Origin of the sequence: Wenjunlia vitaminophila DSM 41686, from assembly GCF_000380165.1 — a bacterium.
Taxonomy (GTDB): Bacteria; Actinomycetota; Actinomycetes; order Streptomycetales; family Streptomycetaceae; genus Wenjunlia; species Wenjunlia vitaminophila.
On sequence record NZ_KB904634.1, the window covers coordinates 181,189 to 206,725 of the forward strand.

The 25,537-nt window shown below is 74.2% G+C and carries 27 protein-coding genes; 7 read left to right on the forward strand and 20 right to left on the reverse strand.

The annotated features are described in order from the left end of the window. Window positions 1–54 precede the first annotated feature (54 nt). From larC to A3IG_RS0100725, 5 genes are all read right to left on the reverse strand, one after another. A complete protein-coding gene (gene larC / locus A3IG_RS0100705; protein ID WP_018381614.1) occupies window positions 55–1,305 on the reverse strand; it encodes a nickel pincer cofactor biosynthesis protein LarC in 1,251 nt (416 codons plus the stop codon). Continuing rightward, window positions 1,298–2,071, reverse strand: coding sequence for a nickel pincer cofactor biosynthesis protein LarB (gene larB, locus A3IG_RS0100710; protein WP_018381615.1), 774 nt, complete (start codon window positions 2,069–2,071; stop codon window positions 1,298–1,300). Before larB ends, larC begins: the two co-directional genes overlap by 8 nt. Beyond that, the gene (locus A3IG_RS0100715; RefSeq protein ID WP_018381616.1) at window positions 2,068–3,024 is read right to left on the reverse strand and encodes an asparagine synthase-related protein; all 957 of its coding nucleotides are present in this window, start codon (window positions 3,022–3,024) and stop codon (window positions 2,068–2,070) included. The genes larB and A3IG_RS0100715 overlap by 4 nt, the downstream gene beginning before the upstream one ends. Then, complete coding sequence (locus A3IG_RS0100720) at window positions 3,021–3,962, reverse strand: ferritin family protein (protein ID WP_018381617.1); 942 nt, start codon at window positions 3,960–3,962, stop codon at window positions 3,021–3,023. The genes A3IG_RS0100715 and A3IG_RS0100720 overlap by 4 nt, the downstream gene beginning before the upstream one ends. A gap of 438 nt (window positions 3,963–4,400) precedes the next feature. Next, window positions 4,401–5,063 carry a TetR/AcrR family transcriptional regulator gene (locus tag A3IG_RS0100725; protein ID WP_018381618.1) on the reverse strand — a complete coding sequence of 221 codons (663 nt, stop codon included), beginning with the start codon at window positions 5,061–5,063 and terminating at the stop codon, window positions 4,401–4,403. Window positions 5,064–5,280: 217 nt separating this feature from the next. Between A3IG_RS0100725 and A3IG_RS28055 the strand changes: the two genes are divergently transcribed. After that, on the forward strand, window positions 5,281–6,087 hold the full coding sequence (locus A3IG_RS28055; RefSeq protein WP_018381619.1) for an SDR family oxidoreductase: 807 nt from the start codon (window positions 5,281–5,283) through the stop codon (window positions 6,085–6,087). Between the two features lie 30 nt (window positions 6,088–6,117). On the opposite strand, the gene A3IG_RS0100735 is transcribed toward A3IG_RS28055, so the two are convergent. Beyond that, the gene (locus tag A3IG_RS0100735; protein WP_018381620.1) at window positions 6,118–6,960 is read right to left on the reverse strand and encodes an SAM-dependent methyltransferase; all 843 of its coding nucleotides are present in this window, start codon (window positions 6,958–6,960) and stop codon (window positions 6,118–6,120) included. 220 nt (window positions 6,961–7,180) lie between these two features. Between A3IG_RS0100735 and A3IG_RS0100740 the strand changes: the two genes are divergently transcribed. Next, entirely contained in the window at window positions 7,181–7,846 is a 666-nt protein-coding gene (locus A3IG_RS0100740; protein WP_018381621.1) for a GNAT family N-acetyltransferase, read from the forward strand. 41 nt (window positions 7,847–7,887) lie between these two features. Here A3IG_RS0100740 and A3IG_RS31640 read toward each other — a convergent pair whose 3' ends face one another. From A3IG_RS31640 to A3IG_RS0100760, 4 genes are all read right to left on the reverse strand, one after another. Next, window positions 7,888–8,637 (reverse strand): hypothetical protein, encoded by a 750-nt coding sequence (locus tag A3IG_RS31640; protein ID WP_157862247.1) that lies wholly within the window; start codon window positions 8,635–8,637, stop codon window positions 7,888–7,890. Window positions 8,638–8,748: 111 nt separating this feature from the next. Then, window positions 8,749–9,336 carry a hypothetical protein gene (locus tag A3IG_RS0100750; protein ID WP_157862246.1) on the reverse strand — a complete coding sequence of 196 codons (588 nt, stop codon included), beginning with the start codon at window positions 9,334–9,336 and terminating at the stop codon, window positions 8,749–8,751. A 72-nt stretch (window positions 9,337–9,408) separates the two neighbouring features. Then, on the reverse strand, window positions 9,409–9,855 hold the full coding sequence (locus A3IG_RS0100755; RefSeq protein ID WP_051087328.1) for a hypothetical protein: 447 nt from the start codon (window positions 9,853–9,855) through the stop codon (window positions 9,409–9,411). Continuing rightward, a complete protein-coding gene (locus tag A3IG_RS0100760) occupies window positions 9,848–10,210 on the reverse strand; it encodes a hypothetical protein (protein ID WP_018381625.1) in 363 nt (120 codons plus the stop codon). The genes A3IG_RS0100755 and A3IG_RS0100760 overlap by 8 nt, the downstream gene beginning before the upstream one ends. Window positions 10,211–10,348: 138 nt before the next feature. Here A3IG_RS0100760 and A3IG_RS0100765 point away from each other — a divergent pair, with 138 nt between their 5' ends. Next, window positions 10,349–10,978 carry a nucleoside/nucleotide kinase family protein gene (locus A3IG_RS0100765; protein WP_026219757.1) on the forward strand — a complete coding sequence of 210 codons (630 nt, stop codon included), beginning with the start codon at window positions 10,349–10,351 and terminating at the stop codon, window positions 10,976–10,978. A 48-nt stretch (window positions 10,979–11,026) separates the two neighbouring features. Here A3IG_RS0100765 and A3IG_RS0100770 read toward each other — a convergent pair whose 3' ends face one another. The 6 genes from A3IG_RS0100770 to A3IG_RS0100795 form a co-directional block, all read right to left on the reverse strand. Further along, window positions 11,027–14,020, reverse strand: coding sequence for an AAA family ATPase (locus tag A3IG_RS0100770; protein WP_018381627.1), 2,994 nt, complete (start codon window positions 14,018–14,020; stop codon window positions 11,027–11,029). After that, on the reverse strand, window positions 14,020–15,177 hold the full coding sequence (locus A3IG_RS0100775; RefSeq protein ID WP_018381628.1) for an exonuclease SbcCD subunit D: 1,158 nt from the start codon (window positions 15,175–15,177) through the stop codon (window positions 14,020–14,022). Before A3IG_RS0100775 ends, A3IG_RS0100770 begins: the two co-directional genes overlap by 1 nt. An 86-nt stretch (window positions 15,178–15,263) precedes the next feature. After that, entirely contained in the window at window positions 15,264–15,794 is a 531-nt protein-coding gene (locus A3IG_RS0100780) for an MOSC domain-containing protein (protein ID WP_018381629.1), read from the reverse strand. An 84-nt stretch (window positions 15,795–15,878) separates the two neighbouring features. Next, a complete protein-coding gene (locus A3IG_RS35610) occupies window positions 15,879–16,868 on the reverse strand; it encodes a GNAT family N-acetyltransferase (RefSeq protein WP_040910607.1) in 990 nt (329 codons plus the stop codon). A gap of 159 nt (window positions 16,869–17,027) precedes the next feature. Then, the gene (locus A3IG_RS0100790; RefSeq protein WP_018381631.1) at window positions 17,028–17,498 is read right to left on the reverse strand and encodes a GNAT family N-acetyltransferase; all 471 of its coding nucleotides are present in this window, start codon (window positions 17,496–17,498) and stop codon (window positions 17,028–17,030) included. Between the two features lie 54 nt (window positions 17,499–17,552). Next, window positions 17,553–17,981 carry an ankyrin repeat domain-containing protein gene (locus A3IG_RS0100795; protein WP_018381632.1) on the reverse strand — a complete coding sequence of 143 codons (429 nt, stop codon included), beginning with the start codon at window positions 17,979–17,981 and terminating at the stop codon, window positions 17,553–17,555. A 235-nt stretch (window positions 17,982–18,216) separates the two neighbouring features. Here A3IG_RS0100795 and A3IG_RS0100800 point away from each other — a divergent pair, with 235 nt between their 5' ends. Next, a complete protein-coding gene (locus A3IG_RS0100800; RefSeq protein WP_018381633.1) occupies window positions 18,217–18,411 on the forward strand; it encodes a hypothetical protein in 195 nt (64 codons plus the stop codon). 3 nt (window positions 18,412–18,414) lie between these two features. On the opposite strand, the gene yczR is transcribed toward A3IG_RS0100800, so the two are convergent. Beyond that, window positions 18,415–19,881, reverse strand: a complete 1,467-nt coding sequence (gene yczR / locus A3IG_RS0100805) for a MocR-like transcription factor YczR (protein WP_026219758.1) — start codon at window positions 19,879–19,881, stop codon at window positions 18,415–18,417. Window positions 19,882–19,923: 42 nt separating this feature from the next. Here yczR and yczE point away from each other — a divergent pair, with 42 nt between their 5' ends. The 3 genes from yczE to A3IG_RS0100820 all read left to right on the forward strand — a co-directional run bounded on the left by yczE (window position 19,924) and on the right by A3IG_RS0100820 (window position 22,310). Further along, window positions 19,924–20,652 (forward strand): membrane protein YczE, encoded by a 729-nt coding sequence (gene yczE / locus A3IG_RS0100810; RefSeq protein WP_051087329.1) that lies wholly within the window; start codon window positions 19,924–19,926, stop codon window positions 20,650–20,652. Window positions 20,653–20,730: 78 nt separating this feature from the next. Beyond that, window positions 20,731–21,537, forward strand: coding sequence for a glycerophosphodiester phosphodiesterase (locus tag A3IG_RS0100815; protein WP_018381636.1), 807 nt, complete (start codon window positions 20,731–20,733; stop codon window positions 21,535–21,537). Window positions 21,538–21,935: 398 nt separating this feature from the next. Then, window positions 21,936–22,310 (forward strand): RNA polymerase-binding protein RbpA, encoded by a 375-nt coding sequence (locus tag A3IG_RS0100820; protein ID WP_018381637.1) that lies wholly within the window; start codon window positions 21,936–21,938, stop codon window positions 22,308–22,310. A 161-nt stretch (window positions 22,311–22,471) separates the two neighbouring features. Here A3IG_RS0100820 and fxsA read toward each other — a convergent pair whose 3' ends face one another. Genes fxsA through lnt form a run of 3 tightly spaced genes read right to left on the reverse strand, consistent with a single transcriptional unit; the run spans window position 22,472 to window position 25,500 of the window. Beyond that, window positions 22,472–22,999 carry an FxsA family membrane protein gene (gene fxsA / locus A3IG_RS0100825; protein WP_018381638.1) on the reverse strand — a complete coding sequence of 176 codons (528 nt, stop codon included), beginning with the start codon at window positions 22,997–22,999 and terminating at the stop codon, window positions 22,472–22,474. Window positions 23,000–23,002: 3 nt separating this feature from the next. Further along, window positions 23,003–23,758, reverse strand: a complete 756-nt coding sequence (locus A3IG_RS0100830; protein WP_018381639.1) for a polyprenol monophosphomannose synthase — start codon at window positions 23,756–23,758, stop codon at window positions 23,003–23,005. Continuing rightward, on the reverse strand, window positions 23,755–25,500 hold the full coding sequence (gene lnt / locus A3IG_RS0100835) for an apolipoprotein N-acyltransferase (RefSeq protein ID WP_018381640.1): 1,746 nt from the start codon (window positions 25,498–25,500) through the stop codon (window positions 23,755–23,757). Before lnt ends, A3IG_RS0100830 begins: the two co-directional genes overlap by 4 nt. Window positions 25,501–25,537: the final 37 nt, after the last annotated feature.

The following is a 25,537-nucleotide window of genomic DNA, read 5'->3' on the forward strand; positions in this document are numbered from 1 at the left end:
GTGGTTCGGTGGGTGGGCAGGTTGATGGTGCCAGGTCCGGACCGGCGGGCACGCTCATGCGAGGGACCGCGCGGCCACGGACGGGGTGAGGTCCTGACGGTAGCGGCTCACGGCAGCTTCGCACACCGCGCGCACCGGCCAGCCGAGCGCGGTCGCGGCCAACTCCGCGTCCGCCAACTCCGGTTGCACGGTCACCGCACCGTCGGGTCCATCGGCGACCTTAACGGTGACGTGCTGTGCGGAGTCGGGCGGGCCGACGGAGACGGTCACCTGACGGCGTCGCAACATCACCCGCTGCTGTGCGACCCAGCGCACGCCCAGCGTAGTCGTGTGGCGGAACAGCGCCTCGGTGACCGCCGGGCGCACCTGGTGGGCGCAGAGCGCGGTGACCACCCGGCCCGGGCGGCCGTGCCGGCCCACGGTCTCGGTGGTCCAGCAGTCCCACGCGCCGGCGTCCCGCAGGGCGGCGAGCACCGAGGGCCACAGGCGGGGGTCGAGGTCGTCCACGGTGGACTCCACCACGACGACCTCGTCGGGGACGGGTTCGCTGGAAGCCGCGGCGCTGGCCCGTCCGACCACCACCCGGGTGACGTTGGGGCGGTCCCTGGTGTCCCGGGACCCACCACCCGTGCCCACGGCGCGCACGGTCATCGCCGGCAGCGGCCCCGGGGTGGCCAGTGCCGCGACCAGCGCGGCCCCGGTGGGAGTGGTCCGCTCACCGGCGAGCTCCCCGCCGGTGAGCTCGAGGCCGGCCCGGGCCGCGAGGAGGAGCACCGCGGGCACGGGGACCGGCATCCGGCCGTGGGCGCAGTCCACGCTGCCGCTCCCGGCGGCCAACGGCGAGCAGGTGACCTCGCTGCCCTCGGCGAGCAGCCCGAGGTCGTCCAGGGCGGCGGCGCAACCCACCACGTCGGCGAGCGCGTCGTAGGCGCCGACCTCGTGGAAGTGCACCGCGTTGGCGTCGGTGCCGTGGGCCTCGCCCTCCGCCTTGGCGAGCAGGGTGAAGACCCGCGAGGCGAACGCGGCGGCGCTCGGGGAGAGCCGGGCCCGCGCCACCAGTTCGAGCACGTCCGGCAGATGCCGGTGGTGGTCGGGGACCGAGGGCCGGGAGACGGTGACCCTCAGGCAGCCGAAACCGCCGCGGCGGTCCCTCCCGACGGTGAGGTCGAGGTCCGGCACACCGAGGGAGAGCACGGCCCCGCGCACCCGGTCATGGTCCGCCCCCGCGTCCAGCAGCGCGCCCAACAGCATGTCCCCGGCCACACCCGCGGTGCAGTCCAGGTGGGCGGCCTTGCGTTCATCCACCGTGCATCCTCCGCACGATCTTCGCGGCGTGCGCGGCGGCACCGAAACCGTTGTCGATGTTGACCACGGTCAGTCCGGGGGCGCAGGAGGAGAGCATCGAGGCCGCGGCGGCGCGCCCGCCGTCGGCGAAGCCGTAGCCGACCGAGGTCGGCACCCCGACCACGGGGGCCGGTACCAGGCCGGTCACCACGCTGGGCAGCGCCCCGTCCATCCCGGCGACCACGATGACGCAGTCGGCGTCACGGATGTCGGCGAGGTGTTCGAGCAGCCGGGGCAGACCGGCCACCCCGACGTCGTCGAGCAGGCGGGTGCGCACACCCCAGGCGCTCAGCGCGGCGACGCACTCCCGGGCCACCGGGAGGTCGCTGGTGCCGGCGGTGAGCACCGAAACGGAGCCGTGCTCGGCGGGTGGGTCACCAACCGTGACGGTCCTGGCCACGGGGTCCACCAGCACCGGCTGTCCGGGAAAGGCGTCCGGGGCCGCGGCGAGCACCTCCTGGGGGCACCTGGTGGCCAGCGCGGGTGTCTCCGGGGCGCGGTCACGGAGCTCGGCAAGCAGCCGCAGGGTCTGCTCCGGGGTCTTGCCCTCGGCGAACACCACCTCCGGCACGCCGGTGCGGCGCTGTCGTCCGGTGTCGAGTCGGGCGAAGTCCCCGACCCTGGCCACGGCGCCGTCGAGCAGGTCCGCGAGGGTCGCGGCGAGGGCGGAGTCACCCCGCTCGGGATCGGGGTCCCGCTGCGGCGACGTCTCCTCGACCTCGATCATGGTGCTGGTTCCTCTCGTGCTGGCCCGGCGGATCCGGTTCGGGACCCGGCGGCTGACGTGCTCACCGCCCCGGAACTGTACGGCCCCAGTCTCCCGGTCCCCATCGGCCCCACGGCGCCGACCCCCTCGAGCAGGGCGTGGGTAAGGCCGGGGCGGGCCTCGGCGAGGCGTAGCGCGGGGGCGTCCAACTCGATCCGGAAACCTCGGTCAAGGAGCCTCACCCGCACGTCCCGGGCGTTGACCCGGTGCTCCGCGAGGGTGGCCTGGACCCGGGCCTCGGCCTGCTCCACCAGGTGCAGGCGGTCCCTGGAGACGGTCAGGCCCACCGCGATCCGTGAGGCGAGGCAGGGCATGCCCGGCTTCTCGGAGACGCTCAGCCCCCAGTGCCGGGCGACCGCGCGCACCGCGGCCTTGGTGAGCCCGGCGTCCGCGAGCGGCTCGACCACGGCGAGTTCACGGGCCGCGCGGAGCCCGGGGCGGTGCGGGGCGGACCGGTCGTCCAGGTGGGTGCCGGTGGCGACGTGCTCCAGGCCCCGGGCGGCGGCCAGCTCGGACACCCGGCCCAGCACGGTCTGCTTGCAGAAGTAACAGCGGTCGCCGGCGTTGGCCCGGTACCCGTCCACCGAGAGCTCGTCGGTGGCCAGGACGACCAGCTCGGCGCCGAGCTCCTCGGCGGTCCGCCTGGCCAGGGCCAGTTCGTCACGGGCCAGCGCCGGGGAGTCGGCGATGGCCCCCACCACGCGGCCGTGCGGGAGGGCACGCACGGCTGCGGCCAGCACGACCGCGGAGTCCACGCCGCCGGAGAACGCCACCGCCACGCTGCCGAGCCGCTCCACCTCGGTGAGCAGGGCGGCTTCGGCAAGCGCGGGATCAACGGGTTCCGACGGCGGCGCGGGTTCCCCGTGTCGGCCGGACGGGCCGGCCGACACGGGGAGGGGTGCGGAGCCGGTCATGCGGAGAAGCCGAGTGCCGAACGTCGGCGGTTCTTGGCCATCTTGGTTCCGACCACCTTGGCGGCGCCGGCCGCGGCGGCGGCCCCCGCCAGCAGCCCCAGCGGCTTGGCCAGGGGCTTGCTCGTCTTGGGCACCACGGGCACCGGGACGCCGGCGCCGAACGCGGCGACACCCTGCTGCACCAGCCTCAGCCCCTCCATGCCCGGCAACTTCTCGACCTTGTCGTCGATCTTACGGATCGCCTCGGCGCCCGCCTCGTCACCCAGCAGGTGCTGGAGGACGAACCGGGTCTCCTCCTCCGGCTCGATGGTGGAGCCCACCGGCTGCCAGAAGCGCTGGGTGATCCACCGGGTGATCGCCCTGGCCCGCTTGGAACGCTCCAGGCGCTCCCTGGCCTGGCTGGCGTAGAACGCCAGGTGGCGGGTCTCCTGCCGCTGGATTCTGGTGAGCAGCTTGGTCAGCTCCGGGTGCTGCTCCTTGGCGATCAGGCTGCCGTAGGCGGCGTGCGCGGACCACTCGTTGATCGCGCCCCACGTCATGTGCACCGCGACGAAGTCGTCCCCGACCGTGTTGGCCGCGAGCGACTGGTAGATGGGCGACAGCCGGTCCTTGATGCCCTGGGCCAGCCGCACCGACCGGATGTGGTCGTAGTCCGCCTTCACCCCGTGGGTCCGCAGCACCGCGTCGAGCGCCTCGCCGTGCCAGAACTCCTCGAACGCCCACATCGACATGAACGCGGTGACGTCGGGGTCCCGGTGCGAGGGCGTCACCAGGACGTCCCGCAGGTAACAGATGGTGTGGCTCTCCACGTCGGACATGTAGCGCAGGCAACGCAGCGTCTCCGGCGAAAGGGGGCGGCGCACGAATGCCTCATGGTCCAGATCATCGACCTGCACCCGCCCGGCGTTGTTGATGTAGCCGGTTATGTCGAAGGTCATGGCTCTCGTCATCCTCGGGGGTCGAAAGGCGGAACACGTCCTGCACTGCACCGGACATGACGGTCACGTCCCAGGCACACTCTGTATCCCAAACGCGCTGAGTCCATCACGGTACTTGGTTTTATATCAACAGCAGTTGAGTTGGGGTGAGTATGGTCCAGAAGCGCCTTCCGACGCCACCGGCGACACTGGAGCGCGACTCGCGTCCGTCCCGCTCCCCGGGCACGCCGGCGCACCCACTCCCCGTCTCCCTGCAACGACCCACGATGCCCTGGCAGATGGCCATTCGGAAGTCGGATTCGGTGATGCGGAAAGGGCGCGGCCGAGTCCCGGTCGAACGGCTGCGCCAGGAACCGCCAGCTCCTCGCGCCGAGTTGTCCGGGCCGCTGTACGCCGCGAGCGAACAGCGGCCGTGACCAACGCCACGTCGGCTTCGGGCTATTCCGCGCCACCGTCCAACCCACCGGGACGGTTCCAGGACGCGGACAGCGGCAGCGGACCGAACAGATAAGCGTCGATGGTGGCACCGACGAACCGCGCCAACTCGGCGAGCGGCAGGTCGGCGAGCGGCGCCATCCGCACCACATAACAGATCATCGCGGTGCCCACCAGGTGCGAACTGGCCAGCGCCGCCCGCAGTTCGGCACGGTCCGCCACGGCGCGGTCCGCGACCTTGCCCACCAGCTCACGGGAGACGAACTCGCGCAACATGTCGGCGGCCGGCCGGTAGGAGGCCGCGGACATCAGCATCGCCTGGAGCGGCCCCCGGGTCTCCACGTCGTTCCACAGCCCGAAGTAGTAGTCGGCGATGCGTTCCCCGACCCCCATCGAGGCGTCGCCGACGATGCGCCCCACCACCTCGTCCCCCGGCATCACGTCGGCCATGGCCGCCAGGTAGAGCCCCTCCTTGTTGCCGAAGAACTGCACGACCAGGGACGGGTCAACACCGGCCTCCCGAGCCACCGCGCGCAGGCTGCAGGAGGTGTACCCCTGTGCGAACTGGCGCTTGGCGGCGCGGATGATGTCCGCCCTGGTGTCCGGGCGTCCGGGGCGGGGCCCGAGCGGCCTGAACCCAGGTCTCGTCGCTCGTTTCCTGGCCACGGTTGATTATCACCCTGGAGAAGCAGGACTCGGGGTGCGACTTTGGTGAACCTTGCCCCATCCCTGACCAGCACCATCCCTGACCTGGCCAGTAACCGGCGGGACCGGGTCGCGGCCCCGGGCGGGTGGCGGTCCGACCAATCGGGGGCCGCGCCGGTTTTGCCCACTCCTGGACGGGTACGCGGTGGGCTCGGATTCCTCGAGGGGCAGGCGCACCATGAGCGAGTGGAACACCGGCCGCCGGGTGGCGGTGCTCACCGGAGCCGACTCCGGCGTCGGCCGGGCCACCGCGCTGCGCCTGGCCAGAGAGGACGTGGACATCGGCCTCACCTGGCAGGCCGACGCGGAGAGCATCGAACGCACCGCCGAAGAGGTACGACGGACCGGTCGCCTGGTGGCGGTCGAGCAACTCGACCCCACCCGGTTGCCGGAGGCGGCTCAGGTGGTGGACCGGCTCGCGGACTCCCTCGGCCGGGTGGACATCCTGGTCAACCACGCCAGCACGGTCGCCACCGCGCTGTTCCTCGACGTCACCCTCGACCGGGTGCGCGAGGTGATCGACGCCGACCTGATCGCACCCTTCCTCTGCGGGCAGCGCGCGGCCCACCGGATGATCGCCCAGGGCAGGGGCGGAAGGATCATCAACGTCACCAGCGTCCACGAGCACGCGCCCCTGGTCGGCGGGGCCCCGTACTGCGCTGCCAAGGGCGGCCTGCGGCTGCTCACCCAGGTGATGGCACTGGAGCTGAGCGAGTACGGGATCACGGTCAACTCGGTGGCGCCGGGGGAGATCACCAGCCTGACGCCCAGGGAGGAGGAAGCCACGGCGCGCCCCATGGCCCGGCCGGGCATTCCGCTGGGCCGCGCGGGTGACGCCCACGAGGTTGCGGCCCTGATCACCTTCCTGGCCAGTGAGGAGGCCGGCTACATCACCGGCGCCTCCTACGTGGTGGACGGCGGGATGCTGCACATGGGGCCGCACGCCGGCCAGCAGTTGCGCGACTCGGTCTGGCGCCTTCCCTGAGCCGGCGGGCAGCCGGCACGGCCGGCGCCGCTACACCCTGGCGATCCCGCCGTACCAGGAGACCTCCGCGTGCGACGGCCGCTGGCCCTCCGTGAGGCCGGAACGCCAGTCCGACACCACCTGCACCCTGGGCTCGACCAGCTCCATCCCCTGGAAGAACTCGAGGAACTGGGCCCGGTCCCGCAGGGTCAGCGGCACCCCCTGGGCCCGGTAGGCACGCTGGACACCGAGCGCCGTCTCCGGGGAGATCTCCGCCGTCGCGTGGGACAGGACGAAGTAGCTGCCGGGGGCGACGGCGTCGCGCAGCGTCCGCAGGATGCCGATGGGGTCCTCGTCGTCCCCGATGAAGTGGAACAACGCCACCACCAGCACCGCCATCGGCCGGGAGAAGTCGAGCAACTGCCTGGCCCCGGGGTGCTCCAGGATCGAGCGGGGCTCGCGGACGTCCGCCTGGATCACCGTGGTCCTGGTGTCCTCCTCCAGCAGTGCCCGGCCGTGGGCCAGCACGATGGGGTCGTTGTCCACGTACACCACCCGCGCCCCCGGGGAATGGCGCTGCGCCACCTGGTGGACGTTCTCCGCGGTCGGCAGACCCGAGCCGATGTCGAGGAACTGCTCGATTCCGGCCTCGCGCACCAGGTACTCCACCGCCCGCCCCAGGAACCGACGGTTCTCCTCGGCGGCGATCCGCAGCGTCGGGAAGGCCGAGAGGGCTTTCTTGGCGGCCTGGCGGTCGGCGGCGAAGTGGTCCCTTCCCCCGAGCAGGAAGTCGTACATCCGTGCTGCGTGTGGCTGATTGGTCCGCAGGTCCGTCGTCGGCTGGTACCCGGCGTCGTCCAGGTGCCCGCTGCCGGTCTCACTGATCTGAGCCACTCGCCCTCCACTCGCTCGATGACGCCGGGGCGAACGGCCCCGCGCCGGCTGAAACACACCCTTCCCCGGTGTCGTACCAAAAACGAGGGGCGGCCGTCCCGGACTTGGTCCGCTCCGGAAGCGGCACGGACCCGTGGCGGTGGGGCGGCGGGGCCGGGGCGGGGCGGGCACAGGGCAGGCGGCGGAGCCCCCGCGGGGCGGCTGACCTAGGGTGATCGGCATGAACTCCACCGAACCCACTCCGGGTGCCCCCGGCCCGGCGCGGCAGGTCAGGGTCAGGCCCTACCGCCCCGAGGACCGGGGCGACGTGTACGACATCTGCATCCGCACCGGGGACCGCGGCGGCGACGCCAGGCACCTGTACCCGGACCACGACCTGCTGCCCAGCATCTTCGCCGGCCCCTACGTCGAGTACGACCCGGAGTTGGCGTTCGTGCTGGACAACGGCGAGCGCGCGGTCGGCTACGTCATCGCCACCGCGGACACCGTGCGGTTCGCCCAGCAGTTCCGGGACCACTGGCTGCCCTCGCTCGCCGACCGGTACCCGCGCCCCGCGCCTGACGCGTCCCCGCGGACGCCGACCGACCAGATGCTCCACCTGCTGCACACACCGGAGAACATCGTGCTCCCGCAGGTGGTCGCGGAGTACCCGGCCCACCTGCACATCGACATCCTCCCCGAGTACCAGGGGGCTGGTCACGGCCGGGCACTGATGGCGGCCTGCCTGGCCGCCCTGGCGGACCACGGCGTTCCCACCGTCCACCTCGGGATGCACCCCTCGAACACCCGGGCCCGGGCGTTCTACGACCGGCTGGGGTTCACCGAGATACCGGTGCCGGACCGCGAGGACGTCACCTTCCTGGGACGCCGCACCGGGGAACTGTGAGGCAACGGCCCGGCCCTCCCCCGGAGGCCGGGCGCGGGCACTCAGTCGATCGGGGTCAGCCAGCCGTGCAGCACCACGGTCCCGGCGCCGTACCGTCGGTCCAGTTCGCCCCGCAGCTCCTCGGTGGCGACCCGGACGTGGGCCGCCACCTCCCCGTCGCGCACCTCGCTGCTCAACAGGTCCGGGTGGTCCCGGTGCAGCTCGCGCTGGATGCGCAGCAGTTCCGCGTGGCTGTGCGCCCCGGCTGAGGGGCGGTCCGCGGTCCTCCCCCGGTCCGGCTCGGAGCCGCCGTCGTGGCCGGCACCGGGCGCCGGGACGTCGGACCCCGGCCCGTTCCCGGCCGCGTCCCGGGCGGGTTCCGTGAGGGTGAACCGTGTGCCGTCCCAGGTCCCCACCAGGCGGTACGTGCCCCAGGTCGTCCCGGACCCGGTGTCGGACGTCACCCCGTCCCACGTCCAGCCGACGATGTCGGGGCCCGAGCACTGCGGGGGCCAGGACTCCATCACCGCGTCGCAGAGCTGGGGCCCGTGGTCCGGGCTCTGCAACACGGTGGCGTGGACCCGGTAGCGGCCGCCGTAGCCCGCCGGGACCAGGTTCCGCCCGGCGTCCTCCCCCGGCGCCGCGCCGTCGGTCCCCCGGCCGCCCCGGTCCCCCGCCGGGTCCCCCTTGTCCGTGCCCGCGGCGACCTGCCGCGCTCCCGAGCCCCGGGGCTGCTCTCCGCAGCCGGCCAGGAGCAGGGCCGCGCACACGGCGAGCACCGCGCCGCCGAGGTGTGTTCCCGTTCGTGTCATGCCGCTCGGACGGGACAGCGCCCCCGCTGGTTCCCAGCGGGAGCACGTGGACGGTTTTCACCCGGACGAGTGACCCAGCACGCCGCCCGGGTCACCCGAAGGAGTGCGGGGTCAGCCGGCGGTGAGGAGCTGCGCGTCGTGGGCCAGCAGGGCGACCACCGCGTCACCGTAGGCCCTGGCCCGTTGCCAGACGGCCGCCAGGTCGTCACGGGTCTGCTCCCGCTGGTCCTCGCCGGGGCCGAGCCGGTGGGCCAGCTCACTGGCCCGCAACGTGCGGGCCGCACGGGCCACCGCGTACCTGAGGTTCGCGTGGTCGTCGGCGCCTCCCGCCCCGTCGTCCCCAGGGACCGTCACCGGCAGGTACCGCCAGATCCTGGCGTCCCTGGCGTGAACCGAACGCACCCACGACGGCAGTGGCCTGCCGCCGGGCGGACGCATGCCCCTGGGCCAGCGCAGCGGCGGCCACTGCCCCGTCTGGAAGTGGTCGAGGAGCAGGCTCGCGGCGCGCAGGTACGCCACGTCGAGCGCCTTGGACACCGCCTCGTGCGCGGCCAGCACCTCGGCGAGCCGCCGCCTTCCCGGTTCCTCGGCCGCCGCCAGTTCCGCTCGGAGCTGCTGGACCCGTGCGTCGGCCCGCCAGGCCGCCGTGCCGCGTTCCCGCAGTCGGCCCACCGCGGTTGGCCAGTCCCGCTTCCTCATGTCATGCAGTATCGGCCCGCGGGGCGTCCGGGTACACCAGGGCGCCGGCGGAGCGGCGCGGTCACCGTGCGGTCAACGGCTCCCCGCGGGCGCCGCGTCCGGCGCGCCGGTGCGCCTCAGCCACAGCAGGCCGGCGATCGGCAGGGCCAGCGGGATGCACACGTAACCGCTGCCGAAGTGCGACCACACCGTGGCGTCCGGGAAGGCGTCCGGGGCCAGGAAGCTCACCGTGCCCACGGCCAGCACCCCGGTGAGCTCGAGGACCGCGCCGGCCCAGGAGATCCGCCGGGCGGTGGGGCCGCCCCGGGCCAGGGTCACCGTCATCACGGCGTACACGGCGGCGGCCAGGGCGGAGAGCAGGTAGGCCACCGGCGCGTCGCCGAAGCCGGTGGAGATCTGGACCGCGCTGCGCGCTCCCGCCGCCACGGTGAACACGCCGTAGAGCCAGACCAGCAGACGCCCGGGGCCGGCGCCGGTGGGCGCGGGGGACGGGGCGGTCGGGGACACGGGCTCAGGCACCGGCGCCGTCCCAGATCTGCTGCAACCGCACCACCAGCACGGGCAGCAACAGCCCGGCCACGGCCACCACGGCGGAACCCCAACGGGTGCGTTCCACCAGGGCCAGGAAACCAGCGGCCGGAGGCAGCAGCGCGCACCCCAGCAGGTAGAGCAGGAACATCGCCTTGGCGTCGGGGTCCCCGCCGGCGACGGCGGCGATCCCCACGGCGAGTTGCACCAGCGTGACGGCCTCCACCGCGGCGCCCGCCACCAGGTGGCTGCGGCCCGCGGGTCGGTTGAGGGCGCAGGTGAGCGCACCCCATCCGGCAACCAGCAACGACAACACGATCAGCGTCAGGGAAATCCCGTCACGCACCCGCCGCCCACCCTTCGTCTCCCCGCCGTCCTTCGCTGGGGCCGACGCTACCAACGCCCGTTCGGGGCCCTGTCGCGCCCCCGGCCCGCAGGGCCGACGGGAGCGGCCGCGGTGTCCGGCGTCGGCAACAATGGTCGCATGCGTGTGCGACCCATCTCCCCCGACCTGCTGGTGGACGAGCTGGCCGACCGGATCGCGGCGCTGCCCGGACGTCCCTGGTCGCGGGTGGCGGTGGACGGCGCGCCGGCCGCCCGCCCCCAGGCGCTCGCGGACGACCTGGTGGAGCCGTTGCGGCTGCGCGGCCGTCCGGTGCTGCGGGTGGGGGCGTGGGACTTCCTGCGGCCGGCGTCGGTGCGCCTGGAACACGGGCACACCGACCCCGACGCGTACTACGAGGACTGGCTGGACGCCGGGGCGCTGCGCAGGGAGGTGCTTGACCCGCTCGCCACCGAGGGCGGCGACGGCCGGGTGTTGCCCTCGCTGTGGGACGCACGACGGGACCGGGCGACCCGGGCGGAGTACGTCACCCTTCCCGAGGGCGGGGTCCTGCTGGTGGACGGAACGCTGTTGCTGGGGCGTTGGCTGCCGTTCGACCTGGTGGTGCACCTGTCGCTGTCGTCCGGCGCGCTGGCCCGCCGCACCCCGGACGAGCTCGCCTGGACGCTCCCGGCGTACGACCGCTACGCGACGGAGGTGGAGCCGACCCGGCAGGCCACGGTGGTGGTGCGGGCGGACGACCCGCGGCGGCCCGCCCTGGTGGAGCCCTGACGGCGGGCCCCCGCCGGGCCGGCAGCGGTCGGCACGGGCCCTGGGCGGTCAGCCCGTGGGAACGGTGCTGCGCAGCGTGGAGCCACGCCGGCCCCGGACGACGCTGAGCTGCGTCGGGATGCGCTGGCGCAGCTCCGCGACGTGGCTGACGATGCCCACCGTGCGGTCCTGCTCGCGCAGGGAGTCCAGCACGTCGAGCACGTCGTCCAGGGTCTGCGGGTCCAGGCTGCCGAAGCCCTCGTCGATGAACAGGGTGTCCAGACGGACCCCACCGGCCTCCTCGGTGACCACGTCCGCGAGGCCGAGGGCGAGGGCGAGGGAGGCGAAGAAGGACTCACCGCCGGAGAGGGTGGCGGTGTCGCGGGTGGTCCCCGTCCAGGAGTCCACGACGCGCAGGCTCAGCCCGGAGCGCTTGGTGCCGGCGGCCTTGGCATCGGAGTGGACGAGGGTGTAGCGGCCGGCGGACATCCGCTGGAGGCGGTGGCTCGCCGCGGACGCGACCTGTTCGAGACGGGCGGCCAGCACGTAGGACTCCAGGCGCATCCGCAGGGTGTTCTCCCCGCCGCCGGAGGCGAGGTCCGCCAGTTGTCTGGCCAGCGCCTGCCCGTCGAGGAGGGGGCCGAGGCCGCGGGCCCTGGCGGTCAGGTCCCGGCCGAGCCGGTCGAGGTCGGCGCAGCGGGTCACGGCCGTCTGGTGGGTGGCGGTCGCCTGGCGGAGCGCGGCGGTGGCCTCCTCGAGCCGGCGCTCGGCCGCGACCGGATCGGCGGGGGGCGCGGCCCGTGCCGCGGTCAGCTCGGGTTCCTCCAGCGCGGCTCGGACGGCGGCACGCTCCGCCCGGTGGTCCTCCAGCCGCCGGTGCAGCGCCTGGGACGTGGCAGGGTCGNGCGCGGCGTCGGCCACGGCCCGCACGGAGGGGAATCCCGCGGCGACGGCGGCCCTGGTCGCGTCGGCGCCGGCGCGGTCGGCCCTGGCGAGGGCGTCGGTGGCGGCGCGGGCGGCCTCGACGGCTGCGGCGCAGCGGTCGGCCAGGTCGCTGAGCCGGGCGACGCGCGCGGCGATGGTCGGGTCGGTGCCACGGAGAGCGGCCAGCCGTTCGGCGAGCTGACGCCGGGCCCGGTCGAGGTCCTCGATCCGGGCGGTGCGGGCGGCCAGCAGCTCCCCGGCCTCCCGGTGTTCCTCGAGCCGACGGGCGTGCTCGGCCTCGAGGCGCTGGAGGTGGGAGGCGGCGGCCACGGCGTCCGCGGCCAGGTCACGGAAGGCGGCGTGCTCGTCGGTGAGCCGGGTGACCCGGTCGGACAGTTCGTCACTGCCCAGACCGCCGCTGGCAGCGCGGGCCAGGGCCGCCTGTTGCTGGGTTTCCCGCAGCTCCTCCGCCGCCGTCCCGGCGGCCCGCTCCAGCTCCCGGTAACGGTCCCTCGCGGCCCGCTCGTCGGCGCCGGTGACCTGGCCCCGGGTGGGCCTGGCGGGGTGGGGGTGGTCGGGGGCGCCACAGACCGGACAGGGCTGGCCGGGGGTGAGCCCGGCGGCGAGTTCCGCGGCCATGCCGTCGAGGCGCTGCTCGCGCAGCGCCAGCCACTGCTCCCCGGCGGTGACCGCCCGGGCCCGGGCGTCGTGTTCGGCCCGTTCCGCGACGGCCACCGCGGTGTCCAGGTGGTCCGCGGCGCGAGCCGCGTCCCGCTGGCGGGTGGCGGTGTCGAGCTGGTCGGCGAGGTCCGTGGCGCGCTGGGCTGCCTCCTCGGCCCGGCGCAGCCTGCCCGTTGCCTGCTCCCGCAGCGTCGGCCACCCGGCGAGCCAGCGGGCGGCCTCGTCCCGTTCCGCCTCGGCCCGTTCGGCCTCGGCGCGCAGCCGGTCCCGTTCCGCCTCGGCCCGGTGCCCTTCCCTCTCGGCCTCGGCGGCGTCGGCGAGCCGGGCCAGCTCCTGGCGGATGCCCTTCTCGGTGAGGGCCAGTTCCTCGGGGGCGGCCGTGCGGTGCTCCGGGGCGAGCCGCTCGCGGGCGGCTGCCTCGCGGGTCGCGTCGGCGGCGGCCTCAGCGGTGGCGGTCTCGGCGATCCGGACCAGCGGCAGCACCTCGGCGGCCCGGCGCGCCCGGTCGCAGCGGTCGGCCACCTCCGCCATCTCCTGTCGCGCCGCGTCCAGCTCCCGGGCGCGGTCCCGGGCCCGGGCGGCGCGGGACTGCCGGTCGGCCAGGGCCCTGACCCGCTCGGCGTCGAGGGCCGCGGCGCGGTGGCGGCGTTCCGCGCTGGCCAGGGCGATGGCCGCGTGGTCCCGGCGTTCCCGTGCGTCGCAGCGCAGCCCGGCCGCGGCGGTGGTCACCGACGCGACCAGGTCGGGCCAGGACGGGGCGGAGCCGGCCACTGGCGTCCGTTCCGCGCTCCCCGCGGCCTGGTGGGTCCGGTGCGCGGTGTGCAGCAGTTCGTCCACGGCGGCACGGGCGGCCTTCTCGGTGGTCAGCCGTCGCTCGGCCAGCCAGCGTTCCACCGCGGAGAACCGCCCGGTGTCGAAGAGCTGCCCGAGGAGCCTGGCGCGGTCCTTGGCGTCGCCGCGCAGGAACTTGGCGAAGTCCCCCTGCGGAAGCAGCACCACCTGGCAGAACTGTTCCCGGCTCATCCCGAGCAGCAGTTCGAGCTCCGCGCCGACCTCCTGGTGGGAGCTGCTGATCGCCGTCCAGCCCGGCGGGGGGCCCGCCCTCCACTCGCGCAGCAGGGTCTGCCCGCTGACGGTGGTGCTGCCGCCCCTGCTGGTGGTGCGCCGGTACGGGGCACGCCGGGTGACTTCCAGGCGCCGGCCGCGGACGGTGAAGTCGAGCACCACCTCGGTGGGCACGCTCGGCGAGGCGTGGTCACTGCGCAGCGCGCTGCCCTGCCGGGCACCGGGCACCTTCCCGTACAGGGCGAAGCAGACCGCGTCCAGGACGGAGGTCTTGCCGGCGCCGGTGGCGCCGTGCACCAGGAAGAGGCCGGCCTCGGCGAGCGCGTCGAAGTCGACGGTCTCGGTGCCGGCGAAGGGGCCGAACCCCGAGATGACCAGTCGGTGCAGTCGCATCAGCCCACCGGCCCGGCGCCGTCGAGGCGGGCCGCGTCGAACGCGGCGGCCAGCAGGGCCCGTTCGGCCCCGTGGGCCGGGCGGCCCCGCACGTGGGCCACGAAGTCCATGCCGATCTGCACGTCGTCCCGCCCCCGCAGGCGTGAGCGGTAGCTCGCCCCTTCGTCCTGCGCAGCCGGGCGGTCCGGCTCGAACTCCAGGTGAACGGTGTGCGGGAACCTGCGGCGCAGCCGCTCCATCGGGGTGGCCGGCCGCTCGGCGTCGGTGAGGGTCACCTGGACCCACGCCTTCTCGTGCCGGGCCAGCGCCGGGTCGGCGAGCAGGTCGGTGAGGGGTCCGCGGAGCCGGGCCAGCGGGCGGGGCACCGGGCAGTCCACCCGGGTGGCGGTGACCTCGCCGGAGGGGCCGAGGTCCACCAGCCACATGGTCTTGCGGTGGGTGGCCTCGGAGAAGCTGTAGGCCAGCGGGGAGCCGGAGTAGCGCAGCCGGGGGGTGAGCGTCTGCGCCCCGTGCAGGTGCCCCAGGGCCACGTAGTCCACGCCGTCGAACACCCGGGCGGGCACGTTCTGGATGCCGCCGACGCTGATGTCCCGTTCGCTGTCGCAGCCCTGCCCGCCGACCACGAACGCGTGCCCGAGGACGACGGAACGGGTGCCCGAGCGCGTGGCGACGTCGGCGCGCACCCGGTCCATCGCGGCCCTCAGCACCGCCGTGTGCCTGGCCTTGGGCGCCCCGAGCCGCTCCCGGACCAGGGTCGGCTCCAGGTAGGGCAGGCCGTAGCAGGCCACCGGCCCGTGGTCGTCGGCCAACAGGACCGGGACCCCGGCGGCCAGCGGGTCGGTGCGCAGGTGCACCCCGGCCCGGCCGATCAGCCCGGCGGCCACGCCGAGCCGCCTGGCGCTGTCGTGGTTCCCGGAGATCAGCACCGTGGGCACGGCGAGGTCGGCGAGCCGGTGCAGCACGTCGTCGAAGAGGGCGACCGCGTCCAGGGAGGGCAGCGCCCGGTCGTAGACGTCCCCCGCGACGAGCACCGCCTCCACGCCCTCGGTGCGCACCACGTCCACCAGGTGGTCAAGGAACGTTTCCTGCGCGGCGAGCAGGCTCTCCCCGTGGAAGGCGCGGCCCAAGTGCCAGTCGGAGGTGTGCAGCAGGCGCATGGGCCCCGACCCTAACGCCAGCCACTGACAGCCGGGCACGCCGCCCCAGTGGTGCTGACGCACCGTCACCCATGACGAGCGCGGGGCTACACCTTTTCAAGCGGGCGGTGTGGCGGCGGGGGCAGGATGACCTCGACCGGGTCGCCGGGGCGCACGACGCCCTCGGTGAGCACCACGGCCATCACCCCCGCCCTGCGGACCACCCGACCCTGCTCGTCGCGGCCGAGGACCTCGCGGAGCAGGCCCGGCTGGAAGTCGTTGATCTGCTGACAGGGGTTGCGCAGACCGGTGATCTCCACCCTGGCGTCGGCGCCGAGGCGCAGCACCGTCCCGGTCGGCAGGTCCAGCAGTCCCACCCCCCGGGTGGTCACGTTCTCGCCCATCTCGCCGGGGCCGACGTCGAAGCCGGCGGCGCGCAGCTCCTGGTGGAGCTCCTCGTGGATCAGGTGGACCTGCCGCAGGTTGGGCTGGGTCGGGTCCGCCGCCACCCGGGACCGGTGCTGCACGGTCACCCCCAGGTGCGCGTCACCTTCCACGCCGAGTCCCGCGAGCAGGCGGACGCTGTCCCGCGGCTGCTTGCCGAAGGTGTGCTCCGGACCTCGGCACACCGCGGTCACCCTTGCGCCGTCTGTCACGTTCGTTCCGTTCTCGTTCCGTGCTTGCCGGACGCCGGCGACCTGGTGCCCGCCCAGCCCGGCCCGTCACCCCAGCCGGGGGTCGAGCACCCGGGACAGCCGGTAGGCCACCGGTTTGAACCCGAGGTTCGGCCAGTGACCGGCCGAGAGCCGCGAACCGCTGCGCCAGCGCGCCGTCACGTACCGGTAGCCGCTGTCGTAGGCCCAGGCCAACGCGGTCGCGAGCAGGACCCGGCTGATCCCCTCACCACGGGCGAAGGGTTCCACGAAGGCCTCGGCGACCTCCACGGTATCCGGCGGCACCACGGGGCCGGCCGGCGCGGGGGTCAACACCACCATGCCGACGTCCTCGCCGTGGCGCAGCGCCAGCCAGGCGGCCTGGCGCGGCTCGCGGAGGGTGTCCGCGTAGCGGTCGCGCAACGCGGCGAGGACGGGCTCGGGCTGCGGCACGAACACCGCGGACTGCTCCTGGCAGCGGGCCGACTCCACCGCCATCCGTCCCACCTGCGCCAGGTCCCCCGGACCCGCCCGGCGGATGGCCAGGCCCTCGACCTCCCGCGGCTGGCGTCCCCGCACCTTGATCGGCATCAGGCCGCGGACGTGGTCCAGGCCGAACCCCAGTCGGAACCAGGCCATGGCCACCGCGTCGTCGGCCGGCATGTCCACGTGGTGCACCAACCGGCGCTGGACCACCAACCGGGCCGCGACCGGCACGTACAGCTCCCGCAGCGCCTCCGGTTCGTGTCCGGTGACCACCGCGAAGCCCCCCATGCCGACGCGGGCCGCACCCGGCTGCACCGACAGGGCCCCCTGGCCGTCCTGGTCCGTGTCCAGGGGCGCCGCCACCAGGAACCCCGAGGTCGCGGAGCGCCGCGTGACCGCGGCGGCCACGCACCCGGTCTCGGCGAGCCGGGCCTGTACGAGCTCGAGCCCCGGGGGGAACCCCCGGCCGGACAGGTGCGGCAGGGCCCGCCGGGCCCGGCCGTACCAGTGGTCCACCAGGTCCGCGGCCTCCGGAACCCGCTCGGCGGTCAGCGGCGACAACTCCCATGTCATGGTCGAAGGACGCTAACGGGGCGCCGCCCGGGCCGCAATGCCCGCCGCTGGATCCCCACAAGCCGTCCCCGGACCGGTCCCGTCCGGATGCGGGTGGGTGAGGCGCCGGGCCACCGCCACCGTCGGCCCCGTCCCGGAACCCAGGACGGCGCCCGGCTCCTACAGCGGCTTCCCCATGCAGATGCACGACGGTTCCGACCGGTAGATCCCGAACTTGGGGACGTCGGTGTAGCCCGACGACGCGTACAGGGCCACCGCCTCGGGTTGCGGGGTGCCCGTCTCGAGCACCATCCGCGACCGCCCGGCCTGCCGGGCACTGGCCTCGAGGGCGGCCAGGATGCGCCGGGCGAACCCACGACCGCGCATGTCGGTGGCGACGTACATGCGCTTGATCTCGGCGTCCCCCTCGAGGAACCCCTCAGCGGAGGCGTCCCGGGCGCGCCAGCCCCCGCAGGCCACCGGAGCCCCCTCCGCGTAGCCGAGGAGGAACACACCTCGGGGAGGAGCGAACTGGTCCGGGTCCACCGGGGTGCTGTCCTGGCTCCCGTACCGGTCCAGGTAGATCTGCTGCAACTGTTCGGTCAGCTTCAGCGCGTCCGGGTGGTCGTAGCGGGCCACTTCGATGTTCACCGAGTCATCATACAAACGCCAGTTCGGGGCACGGCCCGTGAAGGAGCCCCCGGGTCACTGCGACTCGGAGGCGTCGAAAAGGTCCAACAGCGCGTCCCGGCCGAACATCCGGGCGGTGTCGACCGCCGACGGTTGCCCCCGCCGGGGGTCCGCGCCCGCGGACAGCAGGGCCCGGACCACCTCGTCCTCGCCCTTGAAGACCGCGCCGGCGAGGGGGGTCTGCCCGCGGTCGTTGCTGCGGTTCGGGTCCGCGCCTCGGGTGAGCAGGGCCGTCACCGCCTCGGTGTGCCCGTGGTAGGCGGCCAGCATGACCAGGGTGTCGCCGCGGTCGTTGGTGAGGTTCGCCGGGACCCCGGCGTCCACGTAGGCGGCGAGCGTCCCGGCATCTCCCCGCCGGGCCAGCTCGAACACCTTGGCGGCGAGGCGCAGCACCTCGGGGTCGTGCTCCTGCCGCTCGGCCGGCTGCGCCTGCTCGTCCGTCATCCTCGCCCCGTCCCGCGCCTCGGTCCCGCGTCTCCGCCGTCTGTCAGGACAGACCCTAACCATCCCGTCTCCACCCCGGACCGCACGTGCCTCGAGGACACGGGCCGCGCGCCGCCCCCGCACACTCCGAGAGAATCACCCGATCTCCTCTTTTTCTTAATAATTACCATTTGTCACCATAGAGCCACCGTGTGTACCGCACGCCCCCGCGCCTTCCCTCCCCAGGAGGAACCTCATGGTCCTGTCCATCTCCGGTGTCGTGCTCCTCGGCGTGATCATGTTCCTGTTCTTCCGCAAGGACGGCATGAAGGTGTCCCACGCCGGGGTGTGCGCCCTCTTCGGCTTCTACCTCGCCGGAACCGCCGTCGCGCCGAGCATCAAGGCCGGTGGCGCCAGCCTCGCCGGCCTCCTGGGGGGGTTCACCCCCTGACGGTCAGGCGACGAACACCTCCGTCTCCTCCGCCGCCCCGCCCTCCCGCACCTCGCTCGCAGCCGTGACCAGCCGGGCCACCGCCTCCCGCGCCACCGCCTCCCCCACCGTGAACGGCAACCGCAGGAACGACTCGAACGCGCCGTCCACCCCGAACCGCGGCCCGGAGGCCAGCCGCACCCCCAGCCGCTCCCCCGCCGCCGCCAACCGCGAACCGGACAGCCCGGCGGTGCGCACCCACAGCGTCATGCCGCCGCCGGGCACCGTGAACTCCCACTCGGGCAGTTCCCGGCGCAACGCCACGGCCAGGGCGTCCCGGCCGGCCCTGAGCCGATCGCGCTGGGCCCCCAACACCGGCTCCAGGTGGTCGGTCAGCAACCGCAGCACCACGAGCTGCTCCAGCACCGGGGTGCCCAGGTCCACACACACCCGCGCCGCCGCCATCCGCCGCACCAGCGCCGGAGCCGCCCTGACCCAACCGATCCGCAGCCCGCCCCAGAAGACCTTCCCGGCCGAGCCGACCGTCACCACGGTGCTCCCCGCGCGGTCGAAGGCCGCCACCGGGCGGGCGGGCGTGATCCACGGGTCCAGGGCCAGGTCCACCATCGTCTCGTCCACCAGCACCACCGCCCCGACCGCCCGCGCCCGCTCCACCAGCTCCCTGCGCTGGTCGTCGCCGACCAACACCCCGGTGGGGTTGTGGAAGTCCGGGATCACGTACGCCAGGCGCGGCGCGGCCTCCCGCAGCACCCGGCGCCACGCCTCCATGTCCCAGCCGCCCGCACCGATCCCGACGGGCACCCGCCGCGCCCCGCACCGGGCCAGCATGGCCAGTACGTTGGCGTAGCCCGGCGCCTCCACCGCCACCCGGTCCGCCGGGCGCACCAGTAGCCCCATCAGCAGCGTCAGGGCGCCCATGGCCCCACCCGAGCTCACCAGGATCTGCTCCGGTGCCGTGGGCACCCCACGGGCGGTGTACCGCGCCGCGAGCTCTTCGCGGAGGGCCGGCAGCCCCGCCTGGTAGTAGCCGTGGGAGCCGGTGAACGCGGCCAGTTCCTCGGCGGCCCCGCGTGCCGCGAGGGACAGCCACGGCTCGGGCGCGGCCAACGCCGCGCTGCCCAGGTCGATCACCCGCCCCGCGTGCTCGACGGCCACCGGGTGGACCCCCTGCGCCGGCTCCACGTGTCCGCTCGGCAACGCCGTCCAACTCCCCGCCCCGCGACGGGAACGGAGGAAGCCCTCCTCCCGCAGCACCTCGAACGCCGCGGCGACCGTGGTGCGGCTCACCCCGAGGGCACGGGCGAGCTCCCGCTCGGCCGGCAGCCGGGCGCCGACCGGGACGCCGCCCTCGGTCACCAACGACCGCACCCCCGCCGCCAGCCGCCGATACGCCGGGCCGCGCCCCGGCCCCCCGGATGCCAACAGCCGGGCCATCCGAGCCGCCCCCACTGAGGAGGTCCACTGCGCCATGGGGAATCAGTCCACTTCGAAGCGATTGGCCATGGAGCCGGCATGACTCCGGGCCACAGAGTGACACGGGCAAGGCCACACAGAGAAGGAGCTCCCGTGTCGCTCGTCCGTCGCCTCGTCCAGCTCTACGCCGGGCTCGTCCTGTACGGAGCCAGCGTCGGCCTCCAGGTCGAGGCCGGCCTCGGCCTCGACCCCTGGGACGTGTTCCACCAGGGCGTCGCCGAGCACACCGGGCTGTCCATCGGCACCGTACTGATCGTCACGGGGGCGCTGGTCCTGCTGCTCTGGATACCCCTGCGGCAGCGCCCGGGTCTCGGCACCGTCTCCAACGTGGTGGTGGTCGGCCTCGCCCTCGACGCCACCGTCGCGCTGCTCCCCAGCCCCCAGCACCTGGGGGCACGGGTACCGCTGCTGCTCTCGGCCGTGGTGCTCAACGGGCTGGCCACCGGCCTCTACATCAGCGCCGGGCTGGGCCCCGGCCCCCGGGACGGCCTGATGACCGGACTGCACCGGCGCACCGGGCGCTCCGTCCGGCTGGTCCGCACCGCGGTGGAGCTCACCGTGTTGGCCGTCGGCTTCCTGCTGGGCGGCAGTGTCGGGGTCGGCACGGTGGTCTACGCGCTGGGCATCGGACCGCTGGCCCAGGTCTTCCTGCGGCTGTTCGCTCCCGCGGAGGGGGCCCGGGCACCGGGAGCGAACGACGGACCGGAGGCGAAGGGCGGGGAGACCGACGGCGCGGGACCGGTGCCAGCAGCCGAGGGGGCGCGGTAGCGGGCGGGGCGCGGGCCGGGCAGGGGGCGGTCCGCGAGCCGTCCGCCCCACCGGCCGGGCTGTCATACTCGCCGGGTGATGAGCGCGCCCGGGCCCCGGCACCCGTTCCTGGACCACCCGCTCCCCCTGGCCTTCGCCCACCGCGGCGGGGGCACCGCCGGGACGGAGAACTCGCTCGCCGCCTTCGCCGACGCGGTGCGCCTGGGCTACCGGTACCTGGAGACCGACGTGCACGCCACCCGGGACGGGGTCCTGGTCGCCTTCCACGACCTCACCCTGGACCGGGTCACCGACCGGCAGGGGGCCGTCGCCGACCTCTCCTGGCACGAGGTGAGCCGGGCCAGGATCGGCGGCACCGAACCGGTGCCGCGGCTGGAGGAGCTGCTCGACGCCTTCCCCGAGGCCCGGCTGAACATCGACGTCAAGGCCGTCGCCGCCGTGGTCCCGCTGGTGGAGACCGTCCGGCGGGCCAATGCCTGGCACCGCGTCTGCGTCAGCTCGTTCTCCGAGCAGCGGCTGGCCCGGGTGCGCGCCCTGGCCGGGCCCCGGCTCGCCACCTCGCTCGGCCCGCGGGGCGTGCTCGCGCTGCGCGTGCGGTCGCTCACCGGCCGGGTGCCGGTCGACCGCCTGCTCGGTCCGGTGCTGCGCCGGGGCGCGGTCTGCGTCCAGGTCCCCGAGCGGTCCTCCGGGGTGACCGTCGTGGACCGGGCGTTCCTGCGCGCCGCCCACGCCCGGGGGCTCCAGGTCCACGTGTGGACGGTGAACGACGAGCCCTCGATGCGGCGGCTGCTCGACCTGGGCGTGGACGGGATCATGACGGACAACGTGCGGGGGCTGCGCGCGGTGCTGGTGGAGCGCGGGAGCTGGCCGGCGACCGGACGGTGAGCCGCCGCTGCGGGCGGTTGGACGGTCTGGTCGGCTGTGGCGGACCTTGAGGCGTTCGCGACGGTATCCCCACACACTGTCCCGGGGACATATGGGTGTGCGTCGGCGGGATCAGGGTAGGGAGCTGCCAGAAAATGTCTACGCGTCATCGGTGCGGGCGGGTAGTGTACGCCTTCAGCACGCTGGATGAGTCGTTGCTGCGCGTATCTGGTCCGAAAACGCTGGGTGATATCAGGTGCCGGATGTGACAAAACCGGCGGCTATGGGTACAACAGGGGCGGCACGACGGGCGACGCACGTCCCGAATCGGGAATCTTCTCCGCCGACCGGACGTTGACCTGACTGACGACGACAGTGGACGACTGTCCTGTGGGCGACAAGCCCGGGAGGCACGATTCATGAGTGAGCGAGCTCTCCGCGGCACGCGACTCGGCGCCACCAGCTACGAGACCGACCGCGGTATCGACCTGGCGCCCCGCCAGACCGTGGAATACGCGTGTGTGAACGGACATCGGTTCGAGATGCCGTTCTCGGTGGAGGCCGAGGTACCGCCGCAGTGGGAGTGCCGCGCATGCGGCGCGGAAGCCCTGCTGGTCGACGGTGACGGGCCCGAGGAGAAGAAGATCAAACCGGCGCGCACGCACTGGGACATGCTGATGGAAAGGCGCACCCGCGAGGAGCTGGAGGAGGTGCTCGCGGAGCGGCTGGCGATCCTGCGCTCCGGTGGCATCAACCTGGCCGTGCATCCGCGCGACAACCGGAAGTCCGCCTGACCCGACCACCCACCCACGGAACCACCGGCGAGTTCCCCACCACACCGACCCACACCGGACCGGCCCGCCCCACGGGCGGGCCCCTGATCCCCCGGGCCGCGGCGCATCCCCCCCCTGCGCTGCGGCCCGGGCTTTTGAGCTGCTCGGGGGCTTTGAGCCGCTCAGGCCCGGGGACCGCCCTCGGGCCCGGCGGGGGCGTCGCGGTCGATGACCTCGCCCTGGATGACCTGGCCCCCGGGGTGGTGGATGCGGGCCTGCTGGTACGCGGTGCCCAACGGGCCGTGGCCGGTGGGCACCGCGTGCACCGCGCGGCGCAACAGGGCTCGGGTCACGGGGAAGAGCAGGAGCAGGGCGACGGCGTCGGAGGCGAACCCGGGCAGGATCAGCAGGGCGCCGCCGAGCATCACCAGGCCCGCACCGGTGGACTCCGGGACGGTGGTGGCTCCGGCACGCACGGCCGCGGACAGCGCGCGCCAGGCACGGACCCCGGCACGCCTGATCACCAGGCCGCCGAGCACCGCGCCCGCGACGAGCAGCCCGAGGGTCGCCGGGACACTGGTGGCCTGGCTGACCAGCCCGATGAGCCAGACCTCCAGGACCAACCAGGCGACCAGCAGCAACGGGACGACGATCCGGGCCCGGGAACGCCGGGCGGGCCGCTGCCCGCGTGAGGTGGAAAAACTGCTCATCTTTCAATTGTGCCTGTTGCGTCGCATCCGCCGGGTGCGATCGCGGAGCCCCCAGGCGGGAACCCGCCAGACCGCTTCGGCGACGATGTCACGGCTCATCTTGCTGTCGCCGAGCTCGCGCTCGACGAACGTCACGGGCACCTCGACCACCCGGTAGCCCGCCGCCAGCGCCCGTCGGGTGAGGTCGATCTGGAAGCAGTAGCCGTGGGAGGCGACGTCGTCCATGCCGAGGCCGATCAGCGTCTCCTTGCGGAACGCCCGGTAGCCGGCGGTGACGTCGCGGACCGGGATGCCGAGCAGCAGCCGGGCGTAGGTGCTGCCGCCGCGGGAGAGCACCTGCCGGCGCCTGGGCCAGTTGACCACCCGCCCCCCGGTGATCCAGCGGGAGCCGATGACCAGGTCCGCGCCGCGCAGCGCGGTGAGCAGCCGCGGCAGTTCCTCCGGCTGGTGGGAGCCGTCGGCGTCCATCTCGCACAGCACGTCGTATCCGTGGTCGATCCCCCAGTGGAAGCCGGCGAGGTAGGCGGCGCCCAGTCCCTGCTTGCCCTCGCGGTGCATCACGTGCACCGAGGAGTCCTCGGCCGCGATGCGGTCCGCGATCTCACCGGTGCCGTCGGGACTGTTGTCGTCGGCCACCAGAACGTGCACCTGGGGTGCCGCCTTGCGGACCCGGGCGACGATCGACTCGACGTTCTCGGCCTCGTTGTAGGTGGGGATGATCACCAGCACGTCGCCGAGCGGACCGTGGCCCTTGTTCACGCTTGCCCCTTCTGTCCGTTGCGTGCCCGCCGGTCGAGGATGGCCACCGCGAGCCAGGCGAGGAGTCCCACGATACTGATCGTCCACTCAGGTGCGGCGCCGACGCGGTCGGCAACGGTGGTCCCGTCCCGCAGCGGCAGGCGGGCGGTCAGCACCTCCTGGGTGAACTCGTCGGCGCGCTGCTCGACCGTGCCGTCCGGCGCGACCACCGCACTGATGCCGCTGGTGGCCGCGGTGACCACGGCGCGGCCGTGCTCCACCGCCCGCAGCCTGGACATGGCGAGCTGCTGCTCCGGCTGCCCGGTGCGCCCGTAGGTGGCGTTGTTGGTCTGCACGATCAGGGCGCGGGCCCCGGCGTTGACGGTGTCCCTGACCACGCCGTCGTAGGCCACCTCGAAGCAGATCACGTCGCCGAGCCGGGCCGGGCCGACCTGGAGCACCCCGGTCTCGGTGCCGTGCCAGAAGTCGCGGGGGACCCGGTCGAGTCGCGAGATGACCTTGCTGAGCTGCGCGCGGAACGGCACGTACTCGCCGAACGGCACCGGGTGCTGCTTGGTGTAGCTGGCCCCGGGCCCGGTCCTGGGGTCCCACACGATGCCCTGGTTCTGCACGTGGGTCTCGTCCGGCCCCTCCACCAGCGCGCCGACCAGGATCGGAACGTCGATGGCGGCGACCGCCTGTTCGATCCGGGCACGCGCCTCGGGGTTCCGGTACGGGTCGAGGTCGGAGGAGTTCTCCGGCCAGATCACCAGGTCGGGCTTGGCCTTCCGGCCGGCCCTGACGTCCGCGGCGAGGTCCAGGGTGGCGTTGACGTGGTTGTCGAGGATCATCATGGGGCGGCCCAGGAAGTCCATGCCGGGCTTCTGCACGTTGCCCTGGACCACCGCGATGTCCACGGTGTCGTCGGCGTCGGTCGGCACCGGGACCGCGAAACCGGCGGCGACGAGGGCACCGGCCCCGGCGGTCGCGGCGACCGCGACCAGGTCGAACCGGCCCCGGGCCCGCCACAGCCGCCACGCGGCCCAGGCGAGCAGCCCACCGGTCAACGCCACCGCGAAGGTGACCAGCGGCGCACCCCCGAGGGCGGCCAGCGGGGTGTAGGGCGAAGCGGTGTTGGCGAACGCCAGTCGGCCCCAGGGGAAACCGCCGAACGGCACGCGGTCCCTGGCCCACTCCTGCGCCACCCACAGGCAGGCGCCCCACAGGGGAGCCCCCGGCAGGCGCCAGGTCACCGCCATGCCGGCGCCCATCAGCACGAAGAACCCGGACTCGATGGCGGAGAGGCCGAAGGTGGCGTCGAGGCCCACCACCCGCAGCCAGATCAGCAGCCAGCAGAAGAACGGCAGCCCGAACGCGAACCCGAGCCAGGCGCCCTGCCGCGCGGTGCGTCCCCGGACCACCAGGGCGAACGCCGCCACCGACACCACCGACAGCGGCCAGACGTCGTACGGGGGGAACGCGGCGGCCAGGCCGAGCCCGCTCACCGCCGCCACGGCGCTGCTGGGGGCCGCGGCCCGGGCCGTGCGGGTGAAGCGCTGCCAGCGGCCGGGCCGCGGACCGCCCGCGGGCTCCTCAGCCGCGGCCACCGGGGGTGCGGTGTCGCTCCCGGACGACTCCGACCCGACCGCCGCCTGGTCCCGACCGCCGTCGGCCGGCTCGTCAGCGGGAGCCGCGAGGGCTCCGGAGCCGCCGTCGGGGCGTTCGGGGGGCGCGACGGCGGGGGATTCGGGACGCGAACGCACGGGTCGCCGCCTTCCTGCTGTTCCGGTTGGTGGAGTG